The 11780-nt window shown below is 70.5% G+C and carries 10 protein-coding genes; 5 read left to right on the top strand and 5 right to left on the bottom strand.

All coding sequences use genetic code 11. From position 1 onward, the window contains the following. Positions 1–74 precede the first annotated feature (74 nt). Positions 75–1469 (bottom strand): amino acid permease, encoded by a 1395-nt coding sequence (locus ACFWVP_RS02010; RefSeq protein ID WP_384492985.1) that lies wholly within the window; start codon positions 1467–1469, stop codon positions 75–77. Positions 1470–1737: 268 nt separating this feature from the next. Here ACFWVP_RS02010 and ACFWVP_RS02005 point away from each other — a divergent pair, with 268 nt between their 5' ends. Beyond that, on the top strand, positions 1738–2331 hold the full coding sequence (locus tag ACFWVP_RS02005) for a biotin transporter BioY (RefSeq protein WP_384492984.1): 594 nt from the start codon (positions 1738–1740) through the stop codon (positions 2329–2331). On the opposite strand, the gene ACFWVP_RS02000 is transcribed toward ACFWVP_RS02005, so the two are convergent. Further along, positions 2267–3667: an FAD-binding oxidoreductase gene (locus ACFWVP_RS02000; RefSeq protein ID WP_384492983.1), complete on the bottom strand. Its 1401-nt coding sequence runs from the start codon at positions 3665–3667 to the stop codon at positions 2267–2269. The genes ACFWVP_RS02005 and ACFWVP_RS02000 overlap by 65 nt on opposite strands. Before the next feature lie 89 nt (positions 3668–3756). Then, the gene (locus ACFWVP_RS01995; RefSeq protein WP_384492982.1) at positions 3757–5196 is read right to left on the bottom strand and encodes an amino acid permease; all 1440 of its coding nucleotides are present in this window, start codon (positions 5194–5196) and stop codon (positions 3757–3759) included. Positions 5197–5441: 245 nt separating this feature from the next. On the opposite strand from ACFWVP_RS01995, the gene ACFWVP_RS01990 reads away from it, so the two are divergent. The 3 genes from ACFWVP_RS01990 (at position 5442) to ACFWVP_RS01980 (ending at position 8127) form a co-directional block, all read left to right on the top strand. Beyond that, positions 5442–5930 carry a ribose-5-phosphate isomerase gene (locus ACFWVP_RS01990; RefSeq protein ID WP_384492981.1) on the top strand — a complete coding sequence of 163 codons (489 nt, stop codon included), beginning with the start codon at positions 5442–5444 and terminating at the stop codon, positions 5928–5930. 76 nt (positions 5931–6006) lie between these two features. Then, positions 6007–6816, top strand: coding sequence for an Fpg/Nei family DNA glycosylase (locus ACFWVP_RS01985; RefSeq protein WP_384492980.1), 810 nt, complete (start codon positions 6007–6009; stop codon positions 6814–6816). Between the two features lie 165 nt (positions 6817–6981). Further along, entirely contained in the window at positions 6982–8127 is a 1146-nt protein-coding gene (locus tag ACFWVP_RS01980) for a PP2C family protein-serine/threonine phosphatase (protein ID WP_384492979.1), read from the top strand. A gap of 118 nt (positions 8128–8245) precedes the next feature. On the opposite strand, the gene ACFWVP_RS01975 is transcribed toward ACFWVP_RS01980, so the two are convergent. Next, complete coding sequence (locus ACFWVP_RS01975) at positions 8246–9424, bottom strand: cation:proton antiporter (RefSeq protein WP_384492978.1); 1179 nt, start codon at positions 9422–9424, stop codon at positions 8246–8248. Positions 9425–9573: 149 nt separating this feature from the next. Between ACFWVP_RS01975 and ACFWVP_RS01970 the strand changes: the two genes are divergently transcribed. Then, positions 9574–10074, top strand: a complete 501-nt coding sequence (locus tag ACFWVP_RS01970; RefSeq protein WP_384492977.1) for an HD domain-containing protein — start codon at positions 9574–9576, stop codon at positions 10072–10074. A 48-nt stretch (positions 10075–10122) separates the two neighbouring features. On the opposite strand, the gene ACFWVP_RS01965 is transcribed toward ACFWVP_RS01970, so the two are convergent. After that, on the bottom strand, positions 10123–11331 hold the full coding sequence (locus tag ACFWVP_RS01965; RefSeq protein WP_384492976.1) for an acyltransferase family protein: 1209 nt from the start codon (positions 11329–11331) through the stop codon (positions 10123–10125). Between the last annotated feature and the right edge of the window lie 449 nt (positions 11332–11780).

Here is an 11780-nt window from a genome sequence, read left to right as displayed (position 1 = left end):
GGGTGTCCGCTATACGGTCACCGGACTCACACGTCGTGCACATCCGGGTACCGCCACGGCCGGCGTACGGCACCTCAGGAGCGGCGGGCGCGCCACTCCCGTACGGCCGCGACGAGCAGCACCAGCCCGGTGGCCCCCGCCGACCACAGCACCTGGGGGCGGGCCGCGTCATCGGTGAGCATCAGCAGCAGGACGGCCGGCAGCGCAGCCAGCGTCAGCCAGGTCAGATAGGGGAAGCACCACATCCGCAGGGCGAGCGCGCCCGGTGCCTCGCGCTCCAGCCTGCGGCGCAGCCGCAACTGCGAGGCGGCGATCAGGCCCCAGACGAACAGCAGGACCGCGCCGACCGAGTTGAGCAGGTAGAGGAACACCGTGTCGGGCCACTTCAGATTGAGCAGCACGGAGACGAAGCCGAAGGCCACCGAGGCCAGCACCGCCCGCCACGGCACCCCGCCACCACCGCCTCCCGAGACCCTGAGCAGCCCGCGGGGTGCCTCGCCGCGCCCGGCGAGCGAGAAGATCATCCGGGACGACCCGTACAGGTTGGCGTTGAGCGCCGAGAGCAGTGCCACGAACACCACGATGTTCATGATCTGCCCGGCCGACGGCACCCCGATCGCGTCCAGCACCTTCACGTAAGGGCTGAGCCCCGCCCGCTGCGCGGTCCACGGAAGCACGGTCACGATCACCAGCATCGAGCCGACGTAGAAGAAGAGGATGCGCACCACCGCGCTGCGCACCGCACGCCCCACCGCACGCGCGGGATCCTCGGTCTCCGCCGCCGCGATCGTCAGGACCTCGAGCCCGCCGAACGCGAACACCACCGTGAGCACTCCGGACACGACCCCGGCCCAGCCGTTCGGCAGGAAGCCGCCGTACCCGGTCAGGTTGGTCATCCCCACCGCGCCGGTGTCCGGCAGGAGGCCGAAGACGGCCAGTGCCCCCAGCACCAGGAAGACCACGATCGCGGTCACCTTGAGCGCGGCGAACCAGAACTCGAACTCGCCGAAGTTCCGCACCGCCGTCAGGTTGGCCGCCGTGAACACCACCATGAACACCAGCACCCAGACCCACGGCTCCACCGCCGGCACCCAGGCATGGGCGATCTGCGCGGCGGCCGTCGCCTCCACGGCGAGGACCACCACCAGCAGGAACCAGTAGAGCCAGCCCACACTGAATCCGGCCCAGCGGCCCAGGGCGCGCTCCGCGTGCACGGAGAAGGAACCGGACGCGGGCATCGCCGCCGACATCTCGCCGAGCATCCGCATCACCAGCATCGCGAGCGTGCCCGCGATCAGGTACGAGACGACGATGGCGGGTCCGGCGACCGCGATCCCGGCACCCGAACCGACGAACAGCCCGGCACCGATCACCCCGCCCAGCCCGAGCATGGTCAGATGCCGCTGCTTCAGGCCGTGGGCCAGGGGCTCGGGGGAAACGGCGGGGTGCGTGGGGGGCACGTCGTGCATGAGCTGCGAGTCACTCTCGGATCATTTATGGGGAACCTACAGTCTCACGCCCGCCGGTCCCGGACCACGCGCAGAGCTGCCACCATCCTCACCACCGTGACAAGCATCACGCCGACGAGTGATTGCGCGACGCTCTTTGTGTGAACCCCACTAACCCCTCAACCGCCGCTTTGTGGGCGGCTGATGGTGATCGAGCGATATTCCGTCGGCTAACGTCACCCTCAGTCCGTCCCCACCCGTCCTGCTGCCCTCACCCGCGGAGTCCCCGATGAGCACTGCTGCCGCCCCCGTCCGTTCCGGAGCGGTCCTCGCCGACCTGCTGCCCGCCGCCCGGCACCGCTACGCCGTGGACACGGCCCTGGTCGCCGGCGGCGCCGTCCTCACCGGCATCGCGGCCCAGATCGCCGTGCCCGTGCCCGGCTCCCCGGTGCCCGTCACCGGCCAGACCTTCGCCGCGCTGCTCATCGGCACCGCTCTCGGCGCCCGGCGCGGCTTCCTCTCCCTGGCCCTGTACGCGCTCGTCGGCATGGCCGGCATGCCGTGGTTCTCCGAGGGCAGCTCCGGCGCGGGCGGCGCCTCGTTCGGCTACGTCCTGGGCATGCTGCTCGCCGCCACGGTCGTCGGCGGCCTCGCCCGGCGCGGCGGCGACCGCTCCGTGCTGCGGACCGCTGGGACGATGGCCGTCGGCTCCGTGATCATCTACGCGGTCGGCGTGCCGTACCTGGCGCTCTCCACCGGGATGTCGATGAGCGCCGCGGTCGCGGCCGGCCTGGTGCCGTTCCTGATCGGCGACGCGCTCAAGGCCGCGCTGGCCATGGGCGCCCTGCCCGCCTCCTGGAAGCTCCTCGGGCGCCGCGGCTGACGCCGTACGCGCCGCCGAAGAGGCTCGCCGGGTCGTGACGCGACACCAGACCGGCGAGCCTCTCGCGTGTCCCGGGCCCGTGGAAGCCCTCCGTGCGGTCCCCGCCGCCGAAGGAGAAGTTCAGCGCACGGCCCAGGATGTACGGCGCGGGTCCCGCGGCCACCTCCGCGTAGAGCGCCCGTACCGCGGAGACGTCCGTACCGTCCAGCGGTGACAGCAGCCGCAGCAGGAAGCCCGCCTCCCGGTGGGGCACCGCGCTGTCCTTGGCGGGCGGCACGGCCGGCGCCCCGCCCAGGTGGTTGAGCTGGACCACCGTCATCATCGGCGCCTTCGGCCCGGTCAGCTCCAGCACCCGCGCGGCGGACCGGGCGTCCAGCTCGCGGAGCATCAGGCCGTCGCCGTAGTAGGCGTGCGGGAACGGCGGGTCGCTGTGGATGGTGTGGCTCTCGGCGTACGGCATCTCCCGCAGCGAGTCTGCGAGCGCCGGCCCGATCGCCCGCAGCGGCGCCACCAGGGCCTCGCCTTCCGCCGCGCCGCCCGTGTACGCGACCCGCACGGAGACCACGTACCTGCCCCTGAACGGCTCGGGCACCTGGGGCAGGGCGGGGAACCGCAGGGCGGACACCGAGGACGTGCAGGCGTCCGGCACTCTACGCGTCCACTCCAGATAGCGGCGCAGCACCTCCGGGGCCGCGTCCCCGTCGAAGGCGAGCGAGCCGCCGTACAGCCGCTCCACGGCCACCAGGCCGATCTCCAGCTCCGTCACCACACCCAGCCGGTGCCCGCCGCCGCGCAGCCCCCAGAAGAGACCGGGCTCGGTGGCCGGGGTGACATGGCGCAGGACGCCGTCGGCGGTCACCACGTCGAGGGAGCGGACGTGGTCGGCCGCGTAGCCGAACTCCCGGGCCAGGATGCCCAGTCCGCCGCCGAGCGTGTAGGAGACGGCACCGACGCCCGGGGACGAACCGTTGAGCGGGGCGAGTCCGTAGGGGGCCGCCGCCTCGATCACCCGGCCCCAGGTGACACCCGCCGCGATACGGGCCGTGCGCCGCCCGGGGTCGATCTCCACGGAGTCCATCAGCCGGGTACGGATCAGCATCCCGCCCTCGACCGCGCCGGCCAGCCCGTGCCCGGTGGCGTGGACGGTGACGGACAGGCCGTCCGCGGCCGCGTCCCGCACGGCGGCCCGCACGTCCGCGGCCCCGGCGGCGTCCACCTGGACGGCCGGGTCGAGGGTGAAGCCGGTCTGGAATCCGCTGGGGGCGCCGGACGCGGGGGCGCCGGGCAGGGCATCGGGTTCGGGATCGGGCAGGGCATCGGGTTCGGCGTCCGACATGGGAAGGCTCTCCGTTCGCTCGCTGGACCGCGTGGCGAGGGAGAGCCTCCCGGGTATACCTGACACCTGCCGTCAGGTATGCGCACCCGTCACTCGACCGGCGCCGACGCCTTCCGGCCGCGCGACTCGCGCACCAGCGAGACGGCCACCACCAGCACCGCGACCAGCAGCGAGAGCAGCACCTGCTCGCGTCCGGTGTCGTCGGTCAGCATGTAGACCAGCACGAACGAGATCATCGCGATCGTCGCCCAGGTCAGGTACGGGAAGAGCCACATCCGTACGACCAGCTTCTCGGGCGACTCACGCAGGATGATGCCGCGCATCCGCAGCTGGGTGAAGCAGATGACCAGCCACACGAACAGGGCCACCGCACCGGAGGAGTTCAGCAGGAACTGGAACACCGTGTCCGGCCACCGGTAGTTGAAGAAGACCGCCACGAAACCGAACACGACGGACGAGAGGATCGCCGCCTGCGGCACGCCCCGCTTGTTCACCCGGGCGAAGGCCTTCGGTGCGTCGCCGCGCCGGCCGAGCGAGAAGGCCATGCGGGAGGCCGTGTAGAGGCCGGAGTTGAGGCAGGACAGCACGGCCGTCAGGACGATGACGTCCATGACCTGGCCGGCGTGCGGGATGCCGATGGCGTTCAGCGCGGCCACGTACGAGCCGTCCTTGACGATCGACGGGTCGTTCCACGGCAGCAGCGTCAGGACGACGAAGATCGATCCCAGGTAGAAGATGGCGATACGCCAGATCACGCTGTTGGTCGCCTTGGACACGGCGCGCTGCGGGTCCTCCGACTCACCGGCAGCCAGGGTCACGATCTCGCTGCCCATGAAGGAGAAGACGACCATCAGCACACCGGTGAGGACGGCGCCCGGCCCTTCGGGGAAGAATCCTCCGGTGTCCGTGAGGTGGGCGAGGCCCGATCCCGGGTTGTCCGAGCCCGGCAGCAGGCCGAAGACGGCGAGCAGACCCACGACGACGAAGGCGCCGATGGCCACGACCTTGATCCCGGCGAACCAGAACTCGAACTCACCGTACGAGCCGACCGAGACCAGGTTGGTCGCCGTCAGCACCACCATGACGATCAGCGCCCAGGCCCACTGCGGCACGCCCGGGATCCAGCCCTCCAGGATCTTGGCACCCGCCGTGGCCTCGACGGCGAGCACCACGACCCAGAAGAACCAGTACAGCCAGCCGATGGAGAAGCCCGCCCAGCGGCCCAGGGCCTGGTCCGCGTAGGCGGAGAAGGAGCCGGAGCTCGGCCGGGCGACGGCCATCTCGCCGAGCATCCGCATGACGAAGACGACCATGAGGCCGACCAGCGCGTACGACAGGAGAATGGCCGGACCCGCGGCGGCGATACCGGCGCCGGAGCCGACGAAGAGGCCCGCGCCGATCACCCCGCCGATGGCGATCATCGAGAGATGGCGGTTCTTCAGACCGGCCTGTAGCCCGTCCGGGGAGTGCGGCTTGTCCGGCTCACCGGGCTGTCGGCCCGGGTCGGCCAGCGTCGGCTGCGACGTCATGGATCGAATCCTTACGTTTTCTGATCATGTGTGCCGGTCCTGCTTCCGCGGGGGTGGTGCGGAGGCAAGGCCACGCATTCAAGCCCGGCCGAAGGCAAGAACGGAACCCCTTGTTCCGTTTCTTTGACCCGATCGTTGCCCACGTGGCGTTGCACACAGGCACCCGGACCTGAGCCGCCGGACCGCCCGGTGGGCCCCGACCCCGCTGACGGTTACCCCGGTCCGTTCATGCCACACTTCGCACCATGCGCGTGTACCTCGGCTCCGATCATGCTGGCTTCGAACTGAAGAACCACCTCGTCACATGGCTCACGGCCCACGGCCACGAGGCAGTCGACTGTGGTCCCCACATCTATGACGCCCAGGACGACTACCCGCCGTTCTGCCTCCGTGCCGCCGAGCGGACGGCCGCGGACAAGGACAGCCTCGGCATCGTCATCGGCGGTTCAGGGAACGGCGAGCAGATCGCCGCGAACAAGGTCAAGGGCGTCCGCGCCGCACTCGCCTGGAGCGAGCAGACGGCCGCGCTCGGCCGCGAGCACAACGACGCCAACGTGGTCGCCGTCGGCGGCCGGATGCACACGCTGGAGGAGTGCACCAGGTTCGTCGAGATCTTCCTGGCCACCCCGTACTCGGGCGAGGAGCGGCACACCCGCCGCATCGAGATGCTGTCGGCGTACGAGAGCACCGGCGAACTCCCTCCGATCCCGGCCCACCACCCGCAGCGGGGCTGAAAAGCCCGCACCACCCGCTTTCCCGTGCCGCCGGGTCCCGCCCGGCGGCACGGTCGGTTCACCGAGGAGTTCCGCCGTGCCCGAGGGGCATACGATCCACCGTCTCGCCGCGGACCACCGCGAGCGGTTCGCGGGCGGCCCGGTGCGGGTGAGCAGCCCGCAGGGGAAGTTCTCCGACAGTGCGGCACTGCTGGACGGCCGCACCCTCACCGGCGTGGACGCCCACGGCAAGCACCTCTTCCTGGGCTTCGAGGGATCGGCCTGGGTCCACATCCACCTGGGCCTGTTCGGCAAGCTCGGCTTCGGTACGGCGCCGGCACCGCCGCCCACCGACACGGTCCGGCTCCGCCTGGTCAACGACGCCCACCACGCCGATCTGCGCGGGCCCACCACCTGCGCGCTGATCACCGGCCCGGAGAAGCGCGCGATACACGACCGGCTCGGCCCGGATCCGCTGCGCGCCGACGCGGACGGCGAGCGGTCCTGGCAGCGGATCTCCCGCAGCCGCGTCACGGTGGCCGCCCTGCTGATGGACCAGAAGGTCGTCTCGGGCGTCGGCAACGTCTACCGCGCGGAGGTCCTCTTCCGGCACGGCATCGACCCGTACCGCCTCGGCAGGGACCTGACGCGGAGGGAGTGGGACGCGGTCTGGGCCGACCTCCGCGCGCTGATGCGCGAGGGCGTACGGAACAACCGGATCGACACGGTCCGCCCCGCGCACCTGCCCGAGGCGATGGGCCGGCCCCCACGCGTCGACGACCACGGGGGTGAGGTCTACGTCTACCGCCGGGCCCGTCAGGCCTGCCACATCTGCGGCACCGCGATCCGCACGGCGGACCTCGCGGCCCGCAACCTCTTCTGGTGCCCCGCCTGCCAGCGAGCCTGACCGAACCTGTCCTGAAGCAGCCCGTCCGGCGACCCGGTACGCGAGCTGTTCCGTCGTCATATGCCATGGCTACCCGGGGTAAGTCATAAGGGCGACCCAATTTCGAACACATTGTCACAGGGGTCCCCCTGCACCAGAGCCCTCCGGGTGGATAGGGTCCCGACAATGGCTCGTCGCACAGGAGTAGACGCGTACCCGGCCCGGTGGCGAAGATCGGTGCACCGGGCGCGCATCGCGCTGCGCAGGTCCGGGGTCGACTACTTCCGTGGTGACGGGTCCGACTGGATAGCCTTCGCCGGACTGCTGCTCATCATTCCGGCGATCACCTGCACCACCCTGATCAACCCGGTCTGGTGCTCACCCACGGCCCTGGCCCTGCCGATCGTCGCGGGCGGCCTGCTGCTGAGGCCGGCCAGCCTGCTCAGTCTCTACGCGACCGCGGCCGCGGCCCTGATCGTGGAGTCCATCGCGCTCGGCCCCTACGCGGACGGGCCCGCCCGGGTCACCCCGGGCACCGTCCTGGTCGTCGCCGCCTGCGGCTTCTTCGGGCTGGTCCTCGCCCAGTTCCGCGCGCGGGTCGGGGTGCCGTGGCGCCGCGGCGGCACGATGCTCTTCGACCTGCGCGAGCGGATCCGCGTCCAGAGCGCCCTGCCCCTCCTGCCCCAGGGCTGGCACCGCGAGATGGCGCTCCGGCCGGCGGGCGGCCAGTCCTTCTCCGGCGACTTCGTCGTCGCGGCCCGCACCAACGGAGGCCGCACCCTGGAAGCCGTACTCACCGACGTCTCCGGCAAGGGCATGGACGCGGGCTCACGCGCCCTGCTCCTCTCCGGCGCCTTCGGCGGCCTCCTGGGCTCGCTGCCGCCGCACGGCTTCCTCCCCGCGGCCAACGGTTACCTGCTCCGCCAGGACTGGGACGAGGGTTTCGCCACCTCCATCCACCTGGTCCTGGACCTGGAGTCGGGCGACTACGAGCTCCTCTCGGCCGGACACCCGCCCGCCCTGCAACTCCACGCAGGGAGCGGCCAGTGGGAGGAGAAGGCCGCCGAGGGGCCGCTGCTCGGTGTGTACGACGGGGCCCAGTTCGACGCGGTGAAGGGCTCGTTGGCGCCCGGCGACGTGCTGATGCTGTTCACGGACGGTCTGGTGGAGGCGTCCGACCGGGACATGGCCGAAGGCATCGACCGGCTCACCGGCGAGGCCGACCGCTATGTCGCCACGGGGTTCGAGGGCGCGGCCTGGCACCTCATCGAGGCCTGCGCGAAGGACGTCAACGACGACCGCGCGCTGCTGCTGCTGTCCCGTCGCGCCTGAACCGTACGGAAGCATCCCAAACGGTACACACGTCAAACTGCGGCCCCCGCGTCACTCGAACGTGAAGATCCCCGGTGGAGGGCACGGGACGTCCGCCCCGTACCCGAGCCGGAAGTCGTCACGCCGGGACCGACACCTTCTCCCGCTCCTCGGCCTCCGCCCGCCCTCCGGGCAGGATCCGGGCGAGCCAGTGCGACCGTCCGGCGGCCAGTGGTGCGAGGACCGCGAGGACGAGCACGTATCCGGCGATGAACGGGGAGAGGCGTTCGTCCAGCCCGGCGCCCGCAGCCATGGTGGCGAGGATCAGCGCGAACTCGCCCCGGGCCGTCAGGGTCGTGGAGATGTTCGCCGCGTACAAGGAGCCGAAGCCGTACACCCGTGCGGAGAAGATGCCGGAGAGCATGTTCATCGCGATGGTGAGCACCACGGCGGCCAGCACCGGCCACATCACGCTCGGCAGGTCCCCGGGGTTGATGGACAGTCCGAACGCGAAGAAGAAGATCGCGCCGAAGGCGTCCCGGAGTGGGTGGACCAGCGAGCGGATGCGATCCCCCGAGGTCGTGCTGCCGAGCATCAGGCCGACCATGAAGGCGCCGATCGCGTCCGCGACGCCGAACAGGTCGGAGACGCCGGCGACGAAGACCGCGGTGCCGAGGAAGGAGATGACGAGGAGCTCGTCGTCCCGGGTGTTGATCAGCCGGCTGATGACCTTGGTGCCGAAGCGGGCGACGAGGGCGAGCAGCAGCAGGAAGCCGAACGCTTTGGCGCCGTCCATCAGGGCCGCGCCCAGACCGTCCGACTTGGACAGGATCGGCTGCAGGGCGGCCAGGTAGAGGGCCAGGAAGACGTCGTCCACGACGATGATGCCGAGAATCGTCTTGGTCTCGGGACTTTCGAGGCGCTTCAGGTCGACCAGGATCTTGGTGACGATCGCGGAGGACGAGATGCCGAGCACACCGGCCAGCACCAGTGCTTCGGCGAGGCCCCAGCCCAGCACGAGGCCGAAGCCCAGACCGGCACCGACATTGAGGATCAGGTAGACGGTGCCCGCGAGCGCCATCTTCCGGCCGCCGGCCTTGAGGTCGTCGAGGCTGAACTCCAGCCCCAGGTAGAAGAGCAGCAGCACCAGGCCGAGCGCGGAGAGCATCTCCAGCTCGTGGGGGTCCTCGACGAGGACGACCCCGGGGGTGTGCGGGCCGAGCAGGATCCCGGCCAGGATGAAGAGGGGGATGGTCGGCAGCCCGATGCGGCCACCGGCGCGGGCGAGGACGGCGGCCGCCAGGAAGGCGCCCCCCATGGCGATGAGCGTGTCTGCGTGTCCGATGAGCCTGATCCTTCGTTTGGTCAAGAGCGCGTCAAGGATTCGTCAGTAATTAGTTTACCGAATGATTGACACTGCAACTATGGACCCTCGGAGAACCGCTCTTCGCGGCGTACAGTCGGCCCATGCCGACCCCGTATCTGACCCTGGCCCAGGTCGAGACGATCGCCCGCGAGGCCCATCGAACCCAGACGGACAAGGCGGGTCGCCCGTACGCCGAGCACCTGGCCGCGGTCGCCGGGGGCGTGCGCGACCGTGGCGGCAGCGAGGCCCAGATCGCCGCCGCGTGGCTCCATGACGCGGTCGAGGACGACGCGCTCTCCCGGCAGTGGCTGGACGAGGCCCCGCTGCCGTGGGAGGTGAAAGAAATGGTCCTGGCCGTCACCAAGCGGGACGGCGAGGACCTGGTCGCGTACACCGGGCGGATTCTCGCCACGCCCGGCGCGCTGCTGATCAAGGAGTCGGACCTTGCCCACAACGCCGACCCGGACCGTCTCGCGGTCCTGGAACCGGCCACCCGTACCCGACTGACCGAGAAATATGCGCAGGTACGTGGGTTGTTGGGGCTCCCCGGCGGCAAAGCGGCCTCCGAGCGGCGGGATCAAGCCAACCCCGGGTCGGGCTGATCCGGTGCCGCCCGCGAGCCGGGCGGCACCGTAACGATCCGGACAGGGTCAGCGTCCGGTGGCGTCCCGGCGGAACGCCCAGTTCATGTCCGGCTCGGTGGCGAAGCGCAGCGCACGCCGGACCGGCGGGGTGCAGAGCGCGGTCACCGCGGCGGCCGCGACGAGGGAGACGACCACGAGTCCGGCGGGTCCCGAGAGCCACTCGTAGTGGTCGAACAGACCGAAGTACCCGGCCCCCTTGATCAGGAAGCCGTGCAGCAGATAGCCGCAGATGGTCCCCGCGCCCAGCACGGTGAACCACATGCGGCGGCGCGGCACCCAGGCCAGGAAGGCGATGGTGAGCGCCAGCGCGCACCCGAACATCGCCAGGGACATCACGGCGCCGGACCACCACGGGGCGTTCAGCTCCTGAGCGCTGCTGCTGCGGTAGAGCCAGCCCAACTGCATGCGCGGGGCGGCCCAGTAGGCGAACAGCAGGGCTCCCGCGAGCAGCGGCAGGGACAGCACGCGCACCTCGCGCCGCCGCACCGCATGGAAGTGCTCGGGCTTCAGCAGGAGGCCGAGCACGAAGAACGGCAGGAACTGCAGGACGCGTTGCAGGTCCAGGTCGTCGCCGATGCCCGGAGTCACCGAGGCGAGCACCGAGATGCCCAGCGCGACCGCCAGCGGATGGCGCAGCGACCGCCACAGCGGTGTGGTGACCCGCCAGATGAACAGGGCGATCAGGAACCAGGTGAGGAACAACGGGTCGAGCAGGGTGACCGGTGTGTCGTCCGCGCCGCCGGCGTACCGCTTGAACAGCGAATACGCGGTCTCGAACAGCACGTAGGGCACGGCGACCCCGGTCACCAGGCGCTTCACCTTGGCCCGGCTCATGTCGAACGACCGTGAGAAGTAGCCGGAGATGAGGATGAACGCCGGCATGTGGAACGTGTACACGACCATGTACAGCGCCCGCGTGGTGCGGCTGCCGTCCATCACCGGTTCCCAGGCGTGCGCCACCGCTACCAGCACGATCGCGAGGTACTTCACATTGTCGAAGTAGGCGTCACGCGGCTTTCGGGGAGCGGCTGCCCCCGATCCGCCGGGGGAGGCGGAGCGGGTGGGGGCGTCGAGGCGGCCGGGAGCCGCGGAGCGGGTGGAGACGGCGAGGGAGGAGGTCCCGGCCGCCGTCCGGGCCTCCTCGTGTCCGGGCCCCGACTCCCGGGTCTCCGTGGGGATCGAGGCCCTCTGAATTGCGCTCGGAGCTCTGAACATCTACGGCACCTTAGACCCGTCGATCAGCAAGCGTAAAACTCTCAGGAGATATCGCGTGTTCCCGCTGACTCGGAAATGAAACCGTCGACAAATGACTGTTTCATGGTGATTCATCCACCTTGAACAGGGCATATCGGCACCTGGTTGGCGAGAGTGAATTACGTCGCACGAACTCCTGGCAAAGCGCTGTGAATGAAGTGTGGGGATATGGAAACGATCACGGTGGCCGATATTCGAACTGCTTCGCGCACAGCAGGTTCACAGAATTACGGGAGAGGGCGTGGCGGCCGGGCGGGGCGCCCCTCGCACCCCGGGGCGCCCCGGCGCGCGCGGGCGCGAGTATGGCGCGATCCGGTCAGTCCGGTTCGTCACCCGGCAGCACCCACGGGGGAGTTGGTGGCACGATGGTCGCAACGGGGGTGTGCTCGGCCGCACGCCGCCGGGCCGGC

It is taken from the genome of Streptomyces sp. NPDC058637 (assembly GCF_042717325.1).
Taxonomy (GTDB): domain Bacteria; phylum Actinomycetota; class Actinomycetes; order Streptomycetales; family Streptomycetaceae; genus Streptomyces.
The sequence above is the reverse complement of the archived record's forward strand: the minus strand, read 5'-3'. Positions and strand labels throughout refer to the sequence as shown.